Origin of the sequence: Rhodoferax sp. OV413, assembly GCF_900104385.1 — a bacterium.
Taxonomy (GTDB): domain Bacteria; phylum Pseudomonadota; class Gammaproteobacteria; order Burkholderiales; family Burkholderiaceae_C; genus Rhodoferax_B.
On record NZ_FNJA01000004.1, the window covers coordinates 355,559 to 376,814 of the forward strand.

Annotated in this window: 23 protein-coding genes; 12 read left to right on the forward strand and 11 right to left on the reverse strand. The window is 62.2% G+C overall.

Annotated features, from left to right (window positions below; all coding sequences use genetic code 11):
• Positions 1 to 14: 14 nt before the first annotated feature.
• From gmd to BLT66_RS16205, 3 genes are read left to right on the forward strand one after another with little or no spacing between them, the layout of a single operon-like run.
• Positions 15 to 1,115: a GDP-mannose 4,6-dehydratase gene (gmd, locus tag BLT66_RS16195; RefSeq protein ID WP_369821609.1), complete on the forward strand. Its 1,101-nt coding sequence runs from the start codon at positions 15 to 17 to the stop codon at positions 1,113 to 1,115.
• A gap of 12 nt (positions 1,116 to 1,127) precedes the next feature.
• On the forward strand, positions 1,128 to 2,087 hold the full coding sequence (locus tag BLT66_RS16200; protein WP_092758925.1) for a GDP-L-fucose synthase family protein: 960 nt from the start codon (positions 1,128 to 1,130) through the stop codon (positions 2,085 to 2,087).
• Between the two features lie 20 nt (positions 2,088 to 2,107).
• Entirely contained in the window at positions 2,108 to 3,097 is a 990-nt protein-coding gene (locus BLT66_RS16205; RefSeq protein ID WP_255406960.1) for a glycosyltransferase family 2 protein, read from the forward strand.
• Here the strand turns inward: BLT66_RS16205 and BLT66_RS16210 are convergent.
• Positions 3,077 to 4,279, reverse strand: a complete 1,203-nt coding sequence (locus BLT66_RS16210) for an MFS transporter (protein ID WP_092758929.1) — start codon at positions 4,277 to 4,279, stop codon at positions 3,077 to 3,079. The genes BLT66_RS16205 and BLT66_RS16210 overlap by 21 nt on opposite strands.
• Positions 4,279 to 5,376 carry a chorismate synthase gene (gene aroC, locus BLT66_RS16215; protein ID WP_092758931.1) on the reverse strand — a complete coding sequence of 366 codons (1,098 nt, stop codon included), beginning with the start codon at positions 5,374 to 5,376 and terminating at the stop codon, positions 4,279 to 4,281. The genes BLT66_RS16210 and aroC overlap by 1 nt, the downstream gene beginning before the upstream one ends.
• A gap of 116 nt (positions 5,377 to 5,492) precedes the next feature.
• Here aroC and BLT66_RS16220 point away from each other — a divergent pair, with 116 nt between their 5' ends.
• Positions 5,493 to 5,915, forward strand: a complete 423-nt coding sequence (locus BLT66_RS16220) for a cupin domain-containing protein (RefSeq protein WP_092758933.1) — start codon at positions 5,493 to 5,495, stop codon at positions 5,913 to 5,915.
• A 33-nt stretch (positions 5,916 to 5,948) separates the two neighbouring features.
• On the opposite strand, the gene BLT66_RS16225 is transcribed toward BLT66_RS16220, so the two are convergent.
• Positions 5,949 to 6,605, reverse strand: a complete 657-nt coding sequence (locus BLT66_RS16225; RefSeq protein ID WP_092758935.1) for a glutathione S-transferase — start codon at positions 6,603 to 6,605, stop codon at positions 5,949 to 5,951.
• Positions 6,606 to 6,749: 144 nt separating this feature from the next.
• Here BLT66_RS16225 and BLT66_RS16230 point away from each other — a divergent pair, with 144 nt between their 5' ends.
• Entirely contained in the window at positions 6,750 to 7,961 is a 1,212-nt protein-coding gene (locus tag BLT66_RS16230) for a polyhydroxyalkanoate depolymerase (protein ID WP_092758937.1), read from the forward strand.
• Between the two features lie 65 nt (positions 7,962 to 8,026).
• On the opposite strand, the gene BLT66_RS16235 is transcribed toward BLT66_RS16230, so the two are convergent.
• Positions 8,027 to 8,482, reverse strand: a complete 456-nt coding sequence (locus BLT66_RS16235) for a CBS domain-containing protein (protein ID WP_092758939.1) — start codon at positions 8,480 to 8,482, stop codon at positions 8,027 to 8,029.
• Positions 8,483 to 8,641: 159 nt separating this feature from the next.
• On the opposite strand from BLT66_RS16235, the gene BLT66_RS16240 reads away from it, so the two are divergent.
• From BLT66_RS16240 to BLT66_RS16250, 3 genes are all read left to right on the forward strand, one after another.
• The gene (locus BLT66_RS16240; protein WP_092758941.1) at positions 8,642 to 9,304 is read left to right on the forward strand and encodes a phosphatase PAP2 family protein; all 663 of its coding nucleotides are present in this window, start codon (positions 8,642 to 8,644) and stop codon (positions 9,302 to 9,304) included.
• A gap of 12 nt (positions 9,305 to 9,316) precedes the next feature.
• Positions 9,317 to 9,790: a RidA family protein gene (locus BLT66_RS16245; RefSeq protein ID WP_092758943.1), complete on the forward strand. Its 474-nt coding sequence runs from the start codon at positions 9,317 to 9,319 to the stop codon at positions 9,788 to 9,790.
• A gap of 133 nt (positions 9,791 to 9,923) precedes the next feature.
• Positions 9,924 to 10,883, forward strand: a complete 960-nt coding sequence (locus tag BLT66_RS16250; RefSeq protein ID WP_092758945.1) for a sensor domain-containing diguanylate cyclase — start codon at positions 9,924 to 9,926, stop codon at positions 10,881 to 10,883.
• 5 nt (positions 10,884 to 10,888) lie between these two features.
• Here BLT66_RS16250 and BLT66_RS16255 read toward each other — a convergent pair whose 3' ends face one another.
• Positions 10,889 to 12,136 (reverse strand): YihY family inner membrane protein, encoded by a 1,248-nt coding sequence (locus BLT66_RS16255; protein ID WP_092758947.1) that lies wholly within the window; start codon positions 12,134 to 12,136, stop codon positions 10,889 to 10,891.
• A 21-nt stretch (positions 12,137 to 12,157) separates the two neighbouring features.
• Here BLT66_RS16255 and BLT66_RS16260 point away from each other — a divergent pair, with 21 nt between their 5' ends.
• Genes BLT66_RS16260 through BLT66_RS16275 form a run of 4 tightly spaced genes read left to right on the forward strand, consistent with a single transcriptional unit; the run spans position 12,158 to position 15,327 of the window.
• The gene (locus tag BLT66_RS16260) at positions 12,158 to 12,544 is read left to right on the forward strand and encodes a DUF2069 domain-containing protein (RefSeq protein ID WP_092758949.1); all 387 of its coding nucleotides are present in this window, start codon (positions 12,158 to 12,160) and stop codon (positions 12,542 to 12,544) included.
• 14 nt (positions 12,545 to 12,558) lie between these two features.
• Positions 12,559 to 13,986 carry an FAD-binding oxidoreductase gene (locus BLT66_RS16265; protein WP_092758951.1) on the forward strand — a complete coding sequence of 476 codons (1,428 nt, stop codon included), beginning with the start codon at positions 12,559 to 12,561 and terminating at the stop codon, positions 13,984 to 13,986.
• A gap of 46 nt (positions 13,987 to 14,032) precedes the next feature.
• The gene (locus BLT66_RS16270; RefSeq protein WP_092758953.1) at positions 14,033 to 14,842 is read left to right on the forward strand and encodes a thymidylate synthase; all 810 of its coding nucleotides are present in this window, start codon (positions 14,033 to 14,035) and stop codon (positions 14,840 to 14,842) included.
• Entirely contained in the window at positions 14,839 to 15,327 is a 489-nt protein-coding gene (locus tag BLT66_RS16275; RefSeq protein WP_092758955.1) for a dihydrofolate reductase, read from the forward strand. The genes BLT66_RS16270 and BLT66_RS16275 overlap by 4 nt, the downstream gene beginning before the upstream one ends.
• A gap of 53 nt (positions 15,328 to 15,380) precedes the next feature.
• Here BLT66_RS16275 and BLT66_RS16280 read toward each other — a convergent pair whose 3' ends face one another.
• The 6 genes from BLT66_RS16280 to BLT66_RS16305 form a co-directional block, all read right to left on the reverse strand.
• Positions 15,381 to 17,108, reverse strand: coding sequence for a tannase/feruloyl esterase family alpha/beta hydrolase (locus BLT66_RS16280; RefSeq protein ID WP_092758957.1), 1,728 nt, complete (start codon positions 17,106 to 17,108; stop codon positions 15,381 to 15,383).
• A 25-nt stretch (positions 17,109 to 17,133) separates the two neighbouring features.
• Entirely contained in the window at positions 17,134 to 18,204 is a 1,071-nt protein-coding gene (locus BLT66_RS16285; RefSeq protein WP_092758959.1) for a porin, read from the reverse strand.
• A gap of 141 nt (positions 18,205 to 18,345) precedes the next feature.
• The gene (locus tag BLT66_RS16290; RefSeq protein WP_092758961.1) at positions 18,346 to 18,921 is read right to left on the reverse strand and encodes a malonic semialdehyde reductase; all 576 of its coding nucleotides are present in this window, start codon (positions 18,919 to 18,921) and stop codon (positions 18,346 to 18,348) included.
• Positions 18,922 to 18,991: 70 nt separating this feature from the next.
• On the reverse strand, positions 18,992 to 19,216 hold the full coding sequence (locus BLT66_RS16295; protein ID WP_092758963.1) for a tautomerase family protein: 225 nt from the start codon (positions 19,214 to 19,216) through the stop codon (positions 18,992 to 18,994).
• Positions 19,217 to 19,267: 51 nt separating this feature from the next.
• The gene (locus BLT66_RS16300) at positions 19,268 to 20,707 is read right to left on the reverse strand and encodes an aldehyde dehydrogenase family protein (protein ID WP_092758965.1); all 1,440 of its coding nucleotides are present in this window, start codon (positions 20,705 to 20,707) and stop codon (positions 19,268 to 19,270) included.
• Positions 20,707 to 21,255 carry a VOC family protein gene (locus BLT66_RS16305; protein WP_092758967.1) on the reverse strand — a complete coding sequence of 183 codons (549 nt, stop codon included), beginning with the start codon at positions 21,253 to 21,255 and terminating at the stop codon, positions 20,707 to 20,709. The genes BLT66_RS16300 and BLT66_RS16305 overlap by 1 nt, the downstream gene beginning before the upstream one ends.
• Between the last annotated feature and the right edge of the window lies 1 nt (position 21,256).

A 21,256-nucleotide genomic window follows, 5' to 3' on the forward strand; every position in this document is an offset into this window, starting at 1 on the left:
TTGATTACCAGGAAATTAAATTGAACCACCCAAAAGTTGCACTAATTACCGGCGTCACAGGCCAAGATGGCGCTTACTTGGCCGAATTGTTACTGAAAAAAGGGTACATCGTGCACGGCGTAAAGCGCCGTTCCTCGCTGTTCAATACAGATCGTATTGACAACCTCTACCAGGATCCACATGTTGACAATGCAAAGTTCAAGTTGCACTACGGGGACCTGACGGACTCCACCAACTTAATCCGCATCATCCAGCAGGTGCAACCTGACGAGATATATAACCTGGCGGCCATGAGCCATGTTGCAGTGTCGTTCGAAACCCCTGAGTACACGGCCAATGCAGACGGTATCGGCACCCTGCGCATCCTGGAGGCGATCCGTATCCTGGGCCTGGAGAAAAAGACTCGCTTTTACCAAGCATCCACATCTGAGCTGTATGGCCTGGTGCAGGAAACTCCGCAAAAGGAAACCACGCCGTTCTACCCGCGTAGCCCTTATGCCGTCGCCAAAATGTATGCGTTTTGGATCACGGTGAACTACCGCGAGGCCTATGGCATCTACGCCTGCAACGGCATTTTGTTCAACCACGAAAGTCCAATCCGTGGCGAAACCTTCGTGACGCGCAAAATCACCCGCGCCCTGGCACGCATCAAGCTTGATCTGCAGGACTGCCTATATCTGGGCAATATGGACTCTCTGCGGGACTGGGGCCATGCCAAAGACTATGTTGAGATGCAATGGTTGATGCTGCAGCAGGATAAGCCTGAAGACTTCGTCATCGCCACAGGTGTGCAGTACAGCGTGCGTGACTTCGTCAATGCTGCAGCCTTGGAACTCGGTATCCAAATGCGCTGGGAGGGCCAAGGGGTGGACGAAAAGGGCTACGATGCCTCCACAGGAAAATGTATTGTTCAAGTAGACCCTCGCTACTTCCGCCCCACCGAAGTCGAAACGCTGTTAGGTGATGCCACCAAGGCAAGACAGAAGCTTGGCTGGACACCGCAAATCAGCTTCCAGGAGTTGGTCTCGGAAATGGTGCGCTCCGACCTCAAGAGTGCACAACGCGACGAGCTGGTCAAAAAGCACGGCTTTACGACATACGATTACCACGAGTGAAGCAAGTCTGCCATGGATAAAACTAGCAAGATTTATGTTGCAGGCCATCGCGGTTTGGCCGGTAGCGCCATATTGCGTGCGTTGCAAGAACAGGGCTACACCAACCTTGTAACCCGCACCCACGCCGAGCTCGATCTGGAAGATGGGGCCGCTACACAGCGCTTCTTTGAGCAGGAGCGACCTGATGTGGTGTTTCTAGCCGCAGCCAAAGTCGGCGGTATTCAGGCAAATAACACCTACCCGGTTGATTTTTTGATGAGCAATTTGCTCATCCAATCCAATATCTTCCGCGCCGCGCATGCCTGCGCAGTGGAGCGACTGATCTTCCTGGGCAGTTCGTGTATTTATCCGCGCGATTGCCCCCAGCCTATCAAGGAAGAGTATTTGCTCACCGGCCCGCTGGAGCCGACCAACCGCCCCTACGCCCTGGCCAAAATTGCCGGCGTTGAAATGTGCTGGTCGTACAACCGCCAGCACGGCACGAAATGGCTGGCAGCCATGCCAACCAATTTGTATGGCCCTGGCGACAACTACGACCTGAACAACTCGCATGTGCTACCCGCGTTAATCCGCAAGATGCACGATGCCAAACAAGCTGACGCCAAGGAAGTCGTGCTCTGGGGCAGCGGCACCCCCAAACGCGAATTCCTTTACGTGGACGATCTGGCCAACGCGTTGGTGTTCCTTGCGAGTCTAGACTCTGCACGCTACGACGCACTCACCCATCCTTCACTGTGCCCACTGATCAACGTGGGTTCTGGGGAAGACCTGAGCATCCGCGCATTGGCCGAAACCATTGCGAAAGTAGTAGGCTACACCGGCGAATTCGTGCAGGACACCAGCAAGCCCGACGGCACGATGCGGAAGATCATGGATGTATCCAAAGTCCGTAATTTGGGATGGGCGCCCACGATCGATTTGCGTACCGGCATCAAAAAGGCCTACGACAACTATTTGTGCAGCCAGGCATAGACAACGCACGCGGGTCGGCTGTGAAACTCTCTGTTTCTGTTGCCTTGTGCACCCACAACGGCGCACGTTTCATACTCGACCAGGTCAACAGCATTTGCCAGCAAAGCATCTTGCCGAGGCAGATGGTTATATCGGACGATGCATCCAACGATACCTGCGTCGAGATCGCCGAATCGGCGATTGCCAAGCTGCAATCCCAATCGGCCGTGCAGGTACAGATATTGCGCAATAACCCGTCATTGAAGGTCGTCAAGAACTTTGAGCAGGCGGTGTCGGCCTGCACCGGCGATCTGATTGCCTTGTGTGACCAGGATGACGCCTGGCACCCTGACCGGCTGGAGCGCATGGTGGCCGAATTTGAGCGCCGCCCTGACCTGCTGCTGCTGCACAGCAATGCGCGGCTGATCGACGCCCAGGGCAAGGATCTGTCCGAGTCATTGTTTGAAGCCATAGAAGTTCAGCCTTTCGAACTGGCGTGGATACACAGCGGGCGGGCTATTGATACCTTGCTGCGTCGCAACGTGGTGACGGGCGCCACCACGGTATTCCGCCGTTCGCTACTGCAATACGCGCTGCCCTTCCCGCGTGAGTGGCTGCACGACGAATGGCTGGCCATGGTTGCGGCGTCTGTGGGCCGTGTCGATGTGCTGGAGGCCCCGCTGATCGACTACCGCCAGCATGCAGCCAACCAAGTCGGAGCCCGCCGAGAAACCCTGCTCGGAAAGATGCAAAAAGCGCTGTCCACCCGCGACCACACGCTCGCCGCCCGTGCGGTCAGGGTCGAAATACTGCTAGCCCGCTTGCTGCAGTTCGGCGATGCGGTATCGCCCGACACCATCGCAAAAGTGAGAAAAAAACTGGCGCACCAACGCTTTAGAGCCTCGCTACCGCAACGCCGCGCGGCCCGCTGGCTTCCTGTATTGGGTGAGCTTGTCACCGGTCGCTACAACCAGTTTGGCCGCGGCCTGCATTGCGTAGCGCGTGACTTGCTAGAGTCTGGCGGCGGGTGAGCCCTGCAACCGCCACACCCGGTACGCGCACCCGACGGCTATCAAACTCATAGCTAGTGACGCCCAGTACACAAGCGCCAGGCCGTATTTTGAGCTTAAATATCCGCCTGCCAAAGCACCCAGGACACCTGGGCAACCATAGCCGAGCACGGTATACAGAGCCTGCCCTCTTCCGCGCAGGCGACCCGGAAAGTGGTGCGACAGCAAACTGATGCACACGCCGTGGTGTGCAGCAAAGGTCAGTGCGTGCAGGGTCTGGGCCAGCACCAGCACCCACAGAACGCTGGCACTGCTGGCGGTCAGCAGCATGCGGACGGCCATCGCCGCGGCGCTGAGCATCAACCAGGCCGGTAGGCTGAAGCGCGACAGCCAGCGGCTCTGCGTGAAAAACCAGGCGACTTCTGCCACCACCGATACAGCCCATAGCAGGCCGATGGTGGTTTTGCTGTAACCCAGAGAATCCAGGTACAGCGAAAAAAACACATTGATGCCGGTATGCGACAGCACCTGGAAGAAGCAGCTGACAAACAGCCACTGCACCGACCGTTCGCGCAAGATGGGCCACACGGGCGGCCGCGGGTGGCGGGTGTGCACAGCCTCCTTGGTGTTGGGCATCCAGGCACTGCTGGCCAGCAGAATCAGCAGCGTCACCCAGGTCAGAGCCGGAAAGCTTTGCATGCCGAAGCGGTCGAACCACATGCCGAACAGCAGCACCGAGAGCATGAAGCCAACCGATCCCCACAGCCGCACGCGCCCATAGCGGCGGGCGTTGAATCCACCGTCCCGGCTGACCAGTTCGGCCAGGGCGGCTTCGCTCATCGGTGTCATGGAGCTGGTGTGCGTGTAGATCAGTAGGAGCACCGCCCCCAGCCAGACGTAGCCCCATCCGAGTGCCAGCCCCAGCGATGCCACCAAGGCGGCAGCCGCACAGTAGCGCAGCAAAGCCACCCGCTCACCGGTGTGGTCGCTCAAGGCCCCCCAGGCATAAGGCGCAAACAGGCGCGTCGTGGCTTGTACCGATGTCAGCACCGAAATCGCCAACAACCCCATGCCCTGGCTCTTCAGCCACAGCGGCAGGTAAGAGGTAAAAAAGCCTACATGGGCGAAGTAGCAGGCCGAAAACAGTGCAAACGGGGCCAACTGGCGGCGGCTGACCGCCTGCCCACTGGCCGCCGCGGGCATCAGATCGCCGAAGCAGCGATGGGTGCTACCGGCTGAACCACATCAGCGTTCTGGGCGCGCTGGCGCAGGGCATGCTCCATCACCACCAGGGCTAACAGCGCCTCCACAATCGGCGTGGCACGGATACCTACACAAGGGTCATGGCGGCCCTTGGTCACCACATCCACCGGTTGGCCTTGCGTATCGATGGACTCGCGTGGCGTGATGATGGAACTGGTAGGCTTGATCGCGATGGAGACTTCCAGGTCCTGGCCGGTGCTGATACCGCCGAGCACGCCGCCGGCGTTGTTCGACTTGAAGCCTTCAGGCGACAGCGAATCACCATGCATACTGCCGCGTTGCGCCACGCTGGCGAAGCCTGCACCGATCTCCACGCCCTTGACGGCATTCAGGCCCATCATTGCGAAGGCGATGTCGGCATCCAGCTTGTCGTACAAAGGTTCGCCCAGGCCGACCGGCACGCCACTGGCCGTGACCCGGATGCGTGCGCCGCAGGAATCGCCGGCTTTGCGCAGGGCATCCATGTAGTCCTCCAGTGCCGATACATCGGCTACCGGCGCGTAGAACGGGTTGTTCGGCACATGCTCCCAGCTCTCGAACGGAATGGCCAGATCCCCCACCTGGGTCATGCAGCCACGGAAGGACACGCCGTATTTCTCGGCCAGCCATTTCTTGGCGACGGCGCCGGCGGCCACCGTGGGCGCGGTCAGGCGGGCTGATGAGCGGCCGCCGCCCCGCGGGTCGCGGATGCCGAACTTGTGCCAGTAGGTGTAGTCGGCATGGCCAGGCCGGAAGCTCTGCGCGATGGCGCTGTAGTCTTTGCTGCGCTGGTCGGCATTGCGGATCAGCAAGGCAATGGGGGTGCCGGTGGTTTTGCCCTCGTACACGCCGCTCAGGATCTCGACCGTATCGGGCTCGTTGCGCTGGGTCACGTGGCGGCTGGTGCCCGGGCGGCGGCGGTCCAGGTCAGCCTGGATATCCGCCTCACACAAGGCCATGCCCGGGGGGCAGCCGTCAATCACGCAGCCAATGGCTGGGCCGTGGGATTCACCAAAGTTGGTGACTGCGAATAGGGTTCCGAAGGTATTGCCGCTCATAGGCTGAATTATCCCCCAGGACGCGCGCCGGGCCCGGCCACGCCGCAGGAACAGTTCATGCTTATGCGGCCCTGCACCCCTGCAGGTGTGTGCGTACTTTTTTCAAGGAGAGGCCTATGCTGCAAGCAACCACCACCGAGTTCTCCCACGTCAAGCCAGAGGACACGCAGTATGTCAGCGGCGGTTTGCGCGACTTCTTTCTGTACCGCGATCTGGGTATTGCAGAAGCCACGCACGGAAAGGTGATTGCGCACCTTGTTAAAGCCAATATGGCGCCAGAAAAGGGCACGGGCTGGCACCGGCATGAAGCAGACTTCCAGATTGTCATCATGGTCAAGGGCTGGGCCCGCTTCATGTACGAAGACAAGGAGACCTTGGTACAGGCGGGCGACTGCGTGCACCAGCGCCCCGGCATACGCCACTACCTGTTCGATTACTCGCCCGATATGGAATACCTGGAAATCGTGTCGCCGGCGGATTTCAAATCCATCGAAGTAGAACCGGTGTGCGACATCCCGGAATCGACACCCTGGAAGTAAGCAACTCGCAGGGGGTATTGAGCCCCCTCCCCCTCAAAACTCGGCGTCCAGCTCGTCAATATCGTCGGGCTCTTGCAGGGCCTCGGCAACCCACTCCTGCATGGCGGGCAGTTCCATGATGCGCTGGCAATAGGCGGCACACACCGGGTCCAGTGCCACGTTGTAGGTCAGGAAACGGGTCACTACGGGCGCATACATGGCGTCGGCCAGGCCCACCTGCTCGCCAAACAGGTACGGGCCACCGTAATTGGCCAGGCATTCCTTCCAGATTTCCACAATCCGGTCAATGTCGCTCTGGGCCCGTGACCAGATTTTGAAGTCGGCAAAATGCGCCTTGATGTTCATCGGCAAGGCAGTGCGCAGGGACGAAAAGCCCGAATGCATCTCGCCGCAGATGGCCCGGCAATGGGCCCGGGCCGCCTGGTCGGTCGGCAGCAGACCGGCCTTGGGCTTGATTTCGTTCAGGTATTCGCCAATCGCCAAGGTGTCCCACACCTTGATTTTGTTGTGCTGCAAGGACGGCACCAGCATGGACGAGGACAACAGCATCATCTCGGCCTTCATGGCCGGATCGTCGGGAGAGACCACTTTTTCGGTGAACTCCAGCCCCGCCAACTTGGCAGCCAACCAACCACGCAAAGCCCAGGCACCATAGTTTTTGCTGCTGATCGTCAACTCTGCTTTACGCATGGATGCTCCTTGTGTGGTGAGCCTGTTGAGCAAGGGCTGTGCCAAAGCCTGCACCGGTTTCGCCCGCTTCCACACAAATGGGGATGGATGGCCCATAACTTGCCTGCATTGGATATATCTCGCTTCGAGCCAGGAACCTCCCCCATGCTTTACCAGGCCTATCAACTCCAATCCGACTTGATGTCGCCTTTTCGCCTGATGGCCCAAAGCCTCGGCGCCAACCTGTGGTTCAAAGACACCGACCGCAGCCCGGTACGGCGTATCGCCGCGGCCTGCGACGTGTTTTCACGCCTGCGACTCACCCATACGCGGCCCAGCTACGGCATTACGTCGGTGAAAGTGGGCGACAAAGAGGTCGAAGTGGTCGAGGAAACCACCCTCAGCATGCCATTTGGCACCCTGCTGCACTTCAAAAAACCGGGCGTCGCCGACCAGCCGCCGGTATTACTGGTTGCGCCCTTGTCGGGCCACTTTGCGACCTTGCTGCGTGAAACCCTGCGCACCCTGCTACAAGACCACGACGTCTACATCACCGACTGGCACAACGCCCGCGATGTCGCCCTGACCCACGGCGCGTTTACGCTGGACGACTACGCCGAGCACATGATCCGCTTCATCGAAGAGATCGGCCCCGGCAGCCACGTGGTCGCCGTGTGCCAGCCCTGCGTGGCGGCGCTGGCGGCCACAGCCATCATGGCCGAGGACAACCACCCCAGCCAACCGCGCAGCCTGACGCTGATGGCGGGCCCGGTCGACTGCCGTATCAATCCCACGGCCGTCAACACCCTGGCCATCAGCAAGCCGATCGAATGGTTCGAGAAAAACCTGATCAGCCACGTGCCGCTGCCGCACAAGGGCTTTATGCGCCGGGTCTACCCAGGCTTCATCCAGCTCAGCGCCTTCCTGAGCATGAACCCCGAACGCCACAAACAGCAGTTCAAGGACATGTACAAATACCTGCTCGAAGGCGATATCGACCAGGCCGACAAGATCCGTACCTTCTACGACGAATACCTGGCGGTGAACGACCTTCCGGCCGAGTTCTACCTGGAAACCGTGGCCAAGGTGTTCCAGACCTACGACCTGCCGCGCGGTGTGCTCAGCTACAAGGACCGCATCGTCAAACCCGCAGCCATCCGCCGCACCGCACTGATGACCGTGGAGGGTGAGCGCGACGACATCTGCTCGGTCGGCCAGACCATGGCCGCCCAAGACCTGGCCAGCAGCGTGCGGCCCAGCATGCGCACCCACCACATCCAGACCGGCGTGGGCCACTACGGCGTGTTCAGTGGCAAAAAATGGAACCAGCAGATCTACCCTAGGGTGCGCGACATGATCTACGCCAACCAGCTCTGAACGCTAGCCCCCAACAAAAAAGCCCAGCGATACCAGCCGGGCTTTTTTTATGCGCTGACGGGAAATCAGCCTTCTTTGTCTTCATCACCCGCCGGCCAGTCGCGGATGTAGGCTTTGAGCATCTTGTTCTCGAAATTCTGGCTGTCCACCACGGCCTTGGCCACGTCGTAAAAGCTGATGACCCCCATCAGCATCTTCTGGTTCATCACCGGCATGTAGCGGGCGTGGCGCTCCAGCATCATGCGGCGCACTTCGTCGAGCTCGGTTTCAGGGGTGCAGGTCAGGGGATGGTCGTCCATGGCGGTACGCACCAGGGTCGAACCCAGGGCGCCACCGTTCTTCACCACCAGCTGGATCACCTCGCGAAAGGTCAGCATGCCGACCAGATCGCCGTGGAACATCACCACCAGGGAGCCAATGTCCTTCTCGGCCATCACCGACACGGCACTGGAGAGAAGCTCGTCCGGATTGGCGGTATAGAGCGTGCTGCCTTTCACACGCAGGATGTCGCTGACTTTCATGGGTTTCTCCTCGTAACACAGTAGGGGATGGATGCCATTGCAATATAGCCCACAAAAGCCTGTTCCATGCCAACAAATGCCTGCCACCGGCATCGAAACAAGCTGTTACCGCCTTGACCACCCCATCTGGGCCATGTTGCGCTGCAATAAAATCCGTAGATGGACTATTTCATCGCCAAAGCCCCGTACTGGATCACCCGTTTTGGCGAAATGGGCATCGTGCTACCGATTGCGGCCGCCCTCAGCCTGTGGATGCTGCTGTCGGCGCGCACGCTGCGGCCGGTGCTGGCCTGGCTGCTGCCGTTCGGCGTAGCCATCTTCATTACCTCGCTGTCCAAGATCGCCTTCATCGGCTGGGGCGTTGGGATTGCAGCGCTGGACTTCACCGGTTTCTCCGGCCACTCCATGTTTGCGGCCGGTGTCTATCCGGTACTGGCCTACACCTTGGTCGCGCAGTGGACCCAGGCCCGCCACACCCAACGCCTGGCCCTACTGGGCGGTTATGCATTGGCCGCGCTGATCGCCTGGAGCCGGATCGAGATCCAGGTGCATTCCTGGTCCGAAGTGATTGCCGGTTTCGCCCTGGGTGCGGCCGCCAGCGCCTGGGCCATCGCCCACATGGGTGCGGTGCCCGCGCGCCCGCCACTGCTGCGCCTGCGCTGGGCGCTGCTGGGGCTGGCCGGCTGGCTGAGCGTGATGCCGCTGCAGGCGGCACCCTCGCGTTCGCACGACATGGTGACCCGGCTGGCACTGGAGCTGGCCGACCACGAGCGCCCGTTCCGCCGCGCCGACCTGCACAGCAGCGCCCTGCCCGCCTCCTAACCCGGCTCCCACATGACCACCGCAGACCAACGCTTCCAACACGCGGCCGCCGCACTCGGCTATTCCTTCGACGGCGAAATCAAGATCGGCGGCAACTATGTGCCGCTCCTGCGCAATGGCCGCGACATCTACATCAGCGGGCAGATCCCACGGGTCGACAGCACGGTGGTGGTCACCGGCCGCGCTGGTGCCGATGTGGCCCTGGCCCAGGCCCAGCATGCGGCCAAGGTGTGTGCGATGCGGGCGCTGGCGCTGCTGCAGCGCGCGCTGGGCAGCCTGGACCAGGTGGCGGCCGTGCTGCGTATTACCGTCTATGTTCAGTGCAGCGACGACTTCACCCAGCACAGCGAGGTGGCCGATGGCGCCTCTGAGATCCTGTACCAGGTGCTGGGCCCGGCCGGCGCCCACACCCGCACCTCGGTGGGCGTGCTGCAGCTGCCCAAGAACGCCACGGTGGAATTGGACATGGTTGCCTGCGCGCACTGACCGCTATATTTTCCATAGCTTCCCGCGCTTACATTGATTGCGCTACAGGCATTTTTTATCTAAATGCCTGGCCGAAGAACAGCCCCTTCCAACCTTCATCACAGCTTCATGCGCGTGCGCTAAGCTGACCGCCATGGACATTGACCCCACCGTCTACAAAACCCTGCTCGAATCCACCAAGGCCATTCCCTGGAAGATCGACTGGAAGACCCTGAAGTTTGCCTACATCGGCCCGCAGATCGAGCAGCTGCTCGGTTGGTCGCCCGAGAGCTGGGTCAGCGCTCAGGACTGGGCCGAGCGCATGCACCCCGAAGACCGCGAAGTCACCTTCAACTACTGCGTCAGCCGGTCGCAGGCCGGGGTCGACCACGAGGCCGACTACCGCGCGCTGACCAAGGACGGCGGCTACGTGTGGATACGCGATGTAGTGCATGTGGTGCGCAAGGACGGCGAGGTTGAGGCCCTGGTGGGCTTCATGTTCGACATCAGCGAGCGCAAGAAGACCGAAGAAAAGCTGATCAGCTTGCAAAAAGAGCTGGAAGAGCTGTCCTTCAAGGACGGCCTGACCGGCATTGCGAACCGGCGCCTGTTCGACTCCATCATCGATATCGAGTGGACCAACGCCCGGCGCAACCAGCAACCACTGTCGGTGATCATGCTGGATATCGACTACTTCAAGCAGTACAACGACCACTACGGCCACCTGAAGGGCGACGACACCTTGAAGCAAGTGGCCCAGACCCTGGCGGCGGCGGCCACCCGGTCGCGCGACTTTGTGGGCCGCTATGGCGGCGAGGAATTCATCCTGGTGCTGCCCGAAACCAACCAGGCCTCGGCCCTGAAAATCGCCGAGCGCTGCCGCGCCATGGTCAGCCAGCTGCAGATTCCGCATGCCGGCTCGCCCCAGCAAGCAGTTTTGACCTGCAGCCTGGGCGTGGCCACCACCGTGCCGGCGCCGGATGCGGACATTGCCGCGTTCATTGACAGCGTCGACAAGCTGCTCTACCAGGCCAAGCAGAACGGCCGCGATCGGGTGGAAAGCGCCCCGCACAGCCCCGCAGCCCCCACGCCACCCGGCCCCCGGGCGCGCTAGTTATTTCATAGCACGTCGCGCAGGTACATGCTGCGCCGGTCGTTGTTTTTCCATAAATTTTCCAGCGCGGGCGCCGGGGTCAGCAGCAACTGCTCGACCAGGGGCAACAGCAAGGTGCGGTCGGGGTCAACCAGCAGCAGCCAGCGCGGCTCGCGGGCCGTGGCCGAGCCGTCCAGCGGCTCCAGCTCTTCCAGGCGCCCCACCCAGTCCATGGCCGCCAGCACGTTGAGCACCGGCTCCAGCTGCAGTGTGTCGACCTGCACCGCCTGTTCCAGCTGCGGCATGCTCAAGCCCTTGTCGCCCGCGGCCCGCGCCCGGTGCAGCTGCTGCAGCACCTCGATGGCCAGCAAAAACGGCCAGCCGTGAGTGGTGGCGCGCCGGGCCACGCCTTGCAGCAGACTGGGCATGTAGGCGGCGATCACCGCGCCCAACAACACCACCACCCAGGCCAGGTAGATCCAGACCAGCAGAATCGGCAAGGTGGCAAATGCGCCGTAGACCATGGAATAGGTGGGCACCATCGCCAGGTAGGCTGTCAGCAAGCGCTTGGCGGCTTCAATGCCCAGGGCCACAAACACGCCGCCGGCCCAGGCATGCGACCACTTGACCCGGGTGTTCGGCACATAGCGGTACAGCGCGGCCATGCCGGTGGCCAGCAAGGCCATCTGCAGCAGGCTGAACAACAGGCGCACGCCACCCGGCAGGCTGTCCACCACGCCCTGCGAACTGGATACCAGATACGAGGTCAGCGCCAGGCTGGCGCCCAGCAGCAGCGGCCCCAGGGTGATGGCGGCCCAGTAGATCAGCACCCGCTGGCCCAGCGGCCGGGCCCGGCGCACGCGCCAGATGGCGTTCAGCGTGTGGTCTATGGTCAAAATCAGCGCAAGCGCGGTGAACAGCACGATGGCTAAGCCCACCGAGCCCAGCTTGCTGGCCTGGCTGGCAAACTGCGTGAGGTAGCCCTGCACCTGGCGGGCAATGCTCTCGGGGATCAGGCTTTGCACCAGCCACTTCTGCAGCACCACCTGCACTTTGCCGAACATCGGGAACGCGGTAAAGATGGCCAGCGCCACGGTAAAGAATGGCACCAAGGCCAGCGAAGTGGTAAACGTCAAACTGCTGGCCGTCAAGCCCAGGTGGTCCTCACGAAAGCGCTCGCGCAGCGTGTGGGCGGTGGTTTTCCAGGGGAAGCGGGACAGGTCTTTCAGGAACAGGTCGAAGCGCTGGGACAAAGCAAAAAGGGACAAAGGCATGGCCGCTATGATGCCATCGCTATGAATAACAACGAAAACTCTGTCGCCTGGACCCGCATACTGGCCGTGGGCAGCCTGCTGGGGCTGATTGTGCTGAGCCTGGCCTGGGAACTGGTGCTGGCGCCGCTGCGCCCGGGCAGCGTGATCCTGGCGCTGAAGGCGCTGCCGCTGTGCATCCCCCTGGTCGGCCTGCTGAAGAACCGCATGTACACCTACCGCTGGGTCAGCCTGATGGTCTGGCTCTATTTCACCGAAGGCGTAGTCCGCGCCTACAGCGATGCCGCACCCAGCCGCTGGTATGCGCTGGCCGAGGCCTTGCTGTGCGTGGTCTTGTTCGCCGCCTGCGCGCTGCATGTGCGGCTGCGCTTCAAGCACGCCAAGGCCGCGGCAGCCGCTGCGGCGATTTAACTGGGAGACCCACCATGCAAGCCCTGCTCGACAACCTGCGCCAGCTGATCGGCGCCCAACATGTACTGACCGACGGCGACCTCAGCGCCTATGAGCACGACTGGCGCAAGCGCAGCCGCGGCAAGTCGCTGGCCGTGGTGCGCCCCGGCAGCACGGCCGAAGTGGCGGCCGTGGTCAAGGCCTGCGCCGTCACCGGCGTCAGCATCGTACCCCAGGGCGGCAATACCGGCCTGGTGGTCGGCAGTACGCCAGATGAGTCGGGCACGCAGATTGTGCTGAGCCTGCAGCGCATGCATGCGGTGCGCGCGGTAGACGGTGCCAACCTGACCATGACGGTGGAGGCTGGCTGCATCCTGCAAAGCCTGCAGGAAACCGCGGCCAACGCCGGCTTTCTGTTTCCGCTGAGCCTGGGCGCCGAGGGCAGCTGCACCATAGGCGGCAATCTGGCCACCAATGCCGGCGGCACCCAGGTGCTGCGCTACGGCAATGCACGCGAACTATGCCTGGGGCTGGAGGTAGTCACCGCCCACGGCGAAATCTGGAGCGGCCTGAGCGGCCTGCGCAAGGACAACACCGGTTACGACCTGCGCAACCTTTTCGTCGGCAGCGAAGGAACGCTGGGCATCATCACCGCCGCCACCATGAAGCTGTATCCCCAGCCCGCGGCCCAGCTCACCGCCTGGGCCGCCGCGCCCAGCCTGGAAGATGCCGTTACCCTGCTGGGCCTGGCGCACCAGCACCTGGGCGCAGGCCTGACCGGCTTCGAGGTGATGGGCCAGTTTGCCCTGAGCCTGGTGGCCAAGCACTACCCGCAGCAGCGCGTGCCGCTGTACCAGGACACGCCCTGGTGCGTGCTGCTGGAGAACTCGGACAACGAATCCGAAACCCATGCGCGCACCCGGTTCGAAAGCCTGCTGGAACTGGCGCTGGAGCAAGGCTGCGTGACCGATGCCGTAGTCGCCGAAAACCTGGCCCAGGCGCATGCGCTGTGGCATGTGCGCGAAAGCATCTCCATGGCCCAGGCCGAGGAAGGGCTGAACATCAAGCACGACATCTCCATCCCGGTGTCGCGCATCCCTGAGTTCGTGCGCAGCACCGACGCACTGCTGCAAACCCATATCCCCGGCGTGCGCCTGGTCAACTTCGGCCACCTGGGCGACGGCAATCTGCACTACAACGTGCAGGCCCCGGCCGAGGGTGACCCGGCCCAGTTCCTGCGCGAAAAGGAAGACGAGGTCAACACCCTGGTGTTCGACGCGGTGCTGGCGCACGGCGGTTCGATCTCGGCCGAGCACGGCGTGGGCAGCCTGAAGGTCGGCCACCTGGAGCACTACAAATCCCCGGTGGCACTGGAGCTGATGCGCGGCATCAAGCAGGCGCTGGACCCTCAGAACCTGATGAACCCAGGCCGGGTCGTCCTGGTAGGGAACGCGGGGTTCTAAAATCGCTGGGCTGCGATTGCAGCTGTTTTTTTGATCTGACCCCGACATGACCCGCCCCATCCGCTCCCAGTACGAAGATTTCATGCGCCTGGTGCACACCACCGGCACGGCCAAGACCGACCGCACCGGCACCGGCACGCGCAGCGTGTTCGGCCACCAGATGCGCTTCGACCTGAACGAAGGCTTTCCGCTGGTCACCACCAAGAAGGTGCACCTGCGCTCCATCATCCAGGAGCTGCTGTGGTTTCTGCAGGGCAGCAGCGACAACAACTGGCTGAAGGAACGCGGCGTCAGCATCTGGGACGAATGGGCGCGCCCCGACGGCAGCCTGGGCCCGGTCTACGGCGTGCAGTGGCGCAGCTGGCCTACGCCCGATGGCGGCCACATCGACCAGATCGCCCAGGTGATCCAGACCCTGAAGACCAACCCCGACAGCCGCCGCATCATCGTCAGCGCCTGGAACGTGGCCGAGCTGGACCAGATGGCGTTGATGCCCTGCCACGCGTTCTTCCAGTTCTATGTGGCCGACGGCAAGCTCAGCTGCCAGCTGTACCAGCGCAGCGCCGACATCTTTTTGGGTGTGCCCTTCAACATTGCCAGCTATGCGCTGCTGACCCATATGGTGGCCCAGCAGTGCGATCTGGCGGTGGGCGACTTCATCTGGACCGGTGGCGACTGCCATATCTACAGCAACCACGTGGACCAGGTGAACGAGCAACTGAGTCGCGCGCCCTACCCTTACCCGACCCTGCACATCAAGCGCAAGCCGGCCGACATCTTCAGCTACGAGTTTGAGGATTTCGAGGTACTCGACTACCAATGCCACCCGGCCATCAAAGCCCCGGTGGCGGTATGAAGTTGCACCTGATTTTTGCGCGTGCCGCGAATGGCGTGATCGGCGTGAACGGCGCCCTGCCCTGGCATCTGCCGGAGGACATGGCGCACTTCAAGCGCACCACGCTAGGCTGCCCGGTGATCATGGGCCGCAAGACCTGGGATTCGCTGCCGCCACGCTTTCGGCCGCTGCCAGGGCGCGTGAATATCGTGGTGACGCGGCAAGCCGATTGGCAGGCCGAGGGTGCGCTGCGCGCCGGCTCGATTGCAGAAGCTGCAGCACTGTGTCCGACGGATGCCGATGCCTGGGTGATTGGCGGCGCCGAGATCTATGCACAGGCCCTGCCCTTGGCGCAGACGGCCGTGGTCACTGAGATCGGCCAAGACTTTGAGGGTGATGCCTACGCACCCAGCTTCGGTCCCGAATGGACCGAGGTGAGCCGCGAGGCCCACACCAGCAGCACGGGCTTGCCGTTCAGCTTTGTGCGCCTGCAACGCGGTGGCTGAAACGCTTCTGTTTTTATAGCATCTTGCGCAGATAGTATCAGCGCCAGCGGCCTTTATGGCCTACATGCAAAACTGCTGGCGACCTCAGAGTCACCGGACTGGTAACGCGCCACCTGCGGATAGGGGCACAAAGGACGGCTGCGTTGCGCCGACCATCCGGCGGGCAGCTCGCTGTTGACACCGCCTACGTTGCCCGCACCCCGCGCCGACGCGACGATGCGCTCGGGGGCCTTGCCTTGCTCTACCCAGGCAACCAGGGCGCTGAGGGCGTCGTACTGGTCAGTGGCCGGTCCGCCGCGCGAATGGCCCATGCCTGGCACCCGAAAGAAACGTGCGAACTCGCTCGCCCGGCCCCGGTGATAGGTGTCCAGCCCCTGGTACCAGGCCTGTGTGTCGTCCACCGAGAAAATAGCGTCTGAAGCGCCATGAACGACCACCATCTTGGCGCCACGGTTGCGCAGCGTATCCAGCTTTGTTGCGTTCGGAGGCGTCATGAAGGAGATGGCACTCTCGGTGTAAATACCGCTGGTGGCAAAAATCTTGCCTCCGTCGGTATCGATGTCGAAGTTCAGCGCAAAGGCCGCCGTCTTGCTGGTGTCTGTGGCCATGCCCAGGTCACTTACCGGGGGCGAAGAAAACATGTAGCCCACGCAAACCGGATTACGCGCAGTGCGCAGGGAATTTCGGAACTTCCATTCCGCCCAGTCCGTCTGCACGATGCCCGCGTCAAATGGAAAGCCGCTGTAAATGGCGTCGCCCACACGGTTGCGTGCCGGGCTGAACACCGCGGCAATGACGGTCTTCTGGGTTGCGCTGAGGCAGCTCCCGTCGCGCGCCCCTGCACAGGCCGGAATATCCCGCAGGGGAGCGAAGGCCTCGCGGCAAGCCTCAATGTCCTGCACCAAGCCATCCTTCAGGCCATCGAGCGCGTCACACTTGTCGAGGATGGCGCTGGCGACCACTTCACGCTCTGCTTTGGGCAGAGCTGACTCGTAGTCGGGCAAGCCATTGACGACCCGGATGGTGGTGACGGTGGCCCAGCGTTTTACATTGGAGAGGTTGCCCACCGCAGCCCGCGGCAAATTGATGCCGGGAGAGGTGGCAAGAACACCATCAAATGCATCGGCATACCGGGAGGCCGCGACCATCGCATGGCGTCCTCCATTGGACGTGCCGGCGATGTAGGAGCGATCGGGGGCCTTGCCATACGCTTCTTTGACCAAGGCTTTGGCCATGGGTGTAAGCGTGCCTACAGCGGTGTAGCCGTAGTCCAGACGGGCCTGTGGGTCCAAACCAAAAAGCGGATTCTGCGCAGAGGAATGGCCGGCGTCGGAGCTGATGATGGCAAAGCCCATCTGCAACCCATTGCGCAGCAGTCCACCGCTGCCGATCGCAGAGCCACCATCTGCAACGGCAACATTGCCATCGGTACCACCGTTGGCCTGGTACAAGAATCGCCCGCTCCAGTCCTTCGGTAAACGCATCTGAAAGCCGATGGCGTAGTTCTGGCCATCGACCGCGCTGATGCGCTCGTTCATGCGCCCTACCACCAGGCAGTGCTCGCCGACAGGCTGACCGGCGTTGGAGAGTGTGCCCGCAGCGACTACGCTGGCTGACGCGATCGTCGTTCTGGCAAAGCTGAAACCGCTGAGCGTTGCGCAGTTGGCGATAGTGGCCGGCTGGGCCGCCGCAAGTTGCGGCAGGGTATCGTTGTCGCTGCCGCCGCAAGCTGCAAGGCCAAAGCTGCTGAGGAGAATGGGTAAGAAGAATTTAGCTGTCATGGGATGTCTTTCGCTGTGCCGGATTTCAGAAGCTGTGACGAATGCCCAGATCCAGGCCGGTCCAGGTGGCGTTGGCCACGCCCGTGACCCCACCACCCGTCAATGCGGCACCGTTGCGGTTTTGCAGCCGCGAGTAGGTGGAATAGACCGCCGTGCGCTTGGACAGGTTGTAGACATAACCCGCGGCCATCTGGTTGGCACTGCGCCCGCTGGCCGAGTTGTCCTTGACGCGTGAGTAGGAGATGGGGATGTACCCAAGCCCCAAGTTGATCTGGGTGCCCAGCATCCATCCATGGGATCGGTTCGGTGCAGCGACCACCTCCTTGTCGTCGCGAAACACCAATGCCATGGCTTTGACGGCGCCGAACTGGTAGCTCGCGCCCGCACTGCTCGTGGTGACATCGCCACTGTTCAAGTTGGTCACGCCGTGGGAGACAGCAAAGCTCACACTGTCTTGCGCGTAACCCAGGCGAATACCGGCATATTTGCCGTCCTTGCGGGTGGCCGGCGTAGCGGCGGTATTTTCCGCAAAAGCGTACATGGCCTGGCCATAAAAGCCATTCAAACCAGGCAGAACGTAGCCAAGGCTATTGGAGGCACGAACCGCCGTCTGCACCGTGGACACCCGTGTCAAAGCCCCTTGCGCCACGTTGTTGACCGACCCCGCGCCGGCGCTGCCGAACGGATCGAAGGCGCTATGGTTCCAGTAGGTAGGAACAAAATCACGGCCCAGCCTAAGCTCGCCCCAGGTCTTGGACAGCAGGCTCACCGTAGCACGGCGGTTGAAGGTCAGCCCGCCGCCGCCCGTCGTCGTCAGGTTGTCGGTACTGGTCAGCGCACCGGCACCTGTGTCCATGTTCAGGCCAGCGTCCAATACGAAGCCCGCCGACAGCCCATCACCCAGATCTTCCGTGCCCCGAAACCCGATGCGGCTGAACTGGTGGCCACCCACGCCGTTCAGACGATGCATGCTGGCGCCGCCCTGCTGGGCACGCTGTAAGGTGACATCCAGAATGCCGAACACGGTGAGGGACGTTTGGGCATGGGCGGCGCCTGCGGCAACAAGGGTCAAGGCAGTGGCAAGTTTTTTCTTCATGGTGGTCTCCGTTGTAAATTTTTTAGGCGTGACTGCACGGGCGCAGCGCGGGAGCTGCGTCTTCTTTGGTAGTGCGAGGGGTTTAGGTCCGAACGCTGTGCGGACCTAGGGGTTCAAGCCGAAAGAGGCCTGTGTTCGATGTCAGAGAATCTGGGCAACCTCATCGAAGCCCAGCCTCGGGCCCCGCGGATGGTTGCCCGCTGGGTCACCAAAACCCAGGTTCACGAGGAAGTTGGTTTTGTACCGCCCGTCCGGGAAGAACTCGGCATCGACCCGGGCGGCATCGAAGCCGCTCATGGGTCCGGCATCCAGCCCCAGCAGACGGGCGGCCACGATCAGGTAGCCACCTTGCAGCGCGCTGTTGCGAAACGCCGTGGCCTGCGCCAGCACAGCGTTGTTCTCGAACATCGGCTTGGCGTTGACCGCTGGAAACTGCTGTGGAAGCTGGTCGTAGAACCGCGAATCCTGCGCCACCACCACAGTCACAGGCGCATGCAGAGTCTTCTCCAGATTGCCGGCAGAGAGGGCGGGTGCCAGCCGCTTCTTGGCTTCTGCGGAGCGCAGAAAGAGAAAGCGACCCGGCTGGCTGTTCATGGATGTGGGACCCCACTTCAAGGTGTCGTACAGCTGGCGCAGCAATGCATCGCTGACTTCGCGTGGCTGAAAGGCGTTGAAGGTGCGTGCCTGCAGAAAGGCGCGGTCAAGGGCTTCGGTCATGGTGGTAGAGCTTGGGTCAAGCGTAGGAAGGTGGTGGAAGGAATTCAGCGCAGTCCGTCGTGCAGCTGTGTCACTTTGGTTGCTCCCTGGCCGGTGGGCGGGCTTGCTCGGTGGTCAGCGGCTTTCCGCCCACCCCCCACAGGCCGCTGCGCACCTCGACGATGGCGCAACGCGTCATCGGGCGCATACCCTCGCCGCCTACACGCACTACGGCCTCGGCCAGCTCGGCGATGAGTTGCTGTTTCTGGTCGTCGTCGAGGACACCCTCGATGATCTTGACATTAATGAATGGCATGGTTTTCCTTGGTTGTGGTTGTGGTTGTGGTTGTGGCTGTGCCGTGCAGCTTCAAGCCGCGGTGTAAGCCGTCTTCACGGTGGTGTAGAACTCTGCGGCGTACCGGCCCTGCTCGCGTGGCCCATGGCTTGAAGCCTTGCGGCCACCGAACGGCACGTGGTAATCCACCCCCGCAGTAGCTACGTTGACCATCACCATGCCTGCCTGCGCATGCCGCTTGAAGTGCGATGCGTGCTTCAAACTGGTGGTGCAGATGCCGCTGGACAGCCCAAACTGCGTGTCGTTGGCAACGGCCAGCGCTTCGGCGTAATCACGCACACGGATCACGTTGGCTACCGGGCCAAACACTTCTTCGCGGCTGATACGCATCGTGTTGTGGGTTTCGGTAAACAAGGTGGGCAGCAGGTAATGACCGGGATGCCCCTGCGCGTCGCTGGGTCTGGCCTCGCCTCCGAAGGCCAGATGCGCGCCTTCCGCCCGGGCCGATGCGATGTAGTCCAGGTCGATGCGCAGTTGAACCTCGTCCACCACCGGGCCGATATCGGTGCCCACACTGCGGGCATCCGCCACCGTCAGGCTTTGCAGACGCTTGACCACGGCCGCCACGAAGCGGTCATGGATCGCGTCGGTGACGATCAAACGGCTGGCGGCGGTACAGCGCTGCCCTGTCGAATAAAAAGCACTCTGCACAGCGCAGTGCACCGCCACCTCCAGGTCGGCGTCGTCCAGCACGACCAGCGGGTTCTTACCGCCCATCTCCAGCTGCATCTTGGTGCCGCGCGTGCTGGCCGCCGCCGCCAGCCGCTGCCCCGTTGCGGCCGAGCCGGTGAAAGTAACCGCCGCGACGCGCGGGTCTTCGGTGAGCGCAGGGCCCACGACAGCCCCACGCCCCATGACGAGGTTGAACACCCCTGCCGGCAGGCCGCTGTTCGCCAGGACCTCGGCCAGTGCCCAGGCAGAGCCAGGCACCAGCTCGGCCGGCTTGAAGACCACCGTGTTGCCGTAGGCCAGCGCCGGTGCAATCTTCCACGCCGGAATGGCGATGGGAAAATTCCACGGCGTGATGGCCGTGACCACGCCAATGGGCTCTCGCGTGACCTCGACGCCCACACCGGGCCGTACCGAGCTCACCGCATCTCCGGTCAAACGCAACGCCTCGCCCGCAAAAAACTTGAAGATCTGGCCCGCCCGTGCCACTTCGCCGGTAGCCTCGGGCAAGGTCTTGCCTTCTTCCCGCGCAAGCAGGTCCCCTAGCTCGGCACGGCGCGCCAGCAAGGTGGTGCCGACGGCATCCAACACATCGAAGCGCTGCTGCGGCGTGCTGTGGCTCCAGGATTCAAAGGCCTGGCTGGCCGCATCGACCGCCTGCCGTGCCTGCGCGGGGTCGGCCTGCGCGTACTCCCCGACGATGTCACGCGTATCGGATGGATTTACATTGACGGCGACACCCGCGCCTGCAAGCCACTGGCCGCCGATGAGGTTGGCGTGCATCAGTCGCGCCCTGCACCGCGTTCGCGGAATTGGGCCTGCCATTGGTCCAGCGGCAGGTAGCTGGGGTCGTCACGCACCATACGCTCGGTTTCGGCCAGCAACTCGGCTTCGCTGCGCGACAGGTCCAGGGGCGTGCCGTAAGGCTGGTTCACGTAGAACGGCGTGTCCATATACACCTCGACGCGGTTCCCCTCCGGATCGAAGTAGTACAAGGACCAGGCGTTGCCATGGTTCATAGGCCGCAATTCGTAGGCACCTTTGGCTTCGGCAATGTCGCGGTTGCGCCTAAGCTCCTCCACGTCCGGCACCAGGAAGGACATTTGCATCACCGTACTCACCTTGGCTTCAGGCGGGCGCCCTGCCGACAGCACCAGTTGGTGGTGTTGGTCTTCGGTGGCACTCATGAACACCAGCCGGTTGCCGAAGTTCTTGCCGATACCTTCGTCGGTAATCGTCAGCCGAAACACCGAGGTGTAGAAGTCCACCATGCGGTCCAGGTCGAAGACATAGATCCCGAAATGGGCGGGAGTGGGTCGTAGTACTTTCATG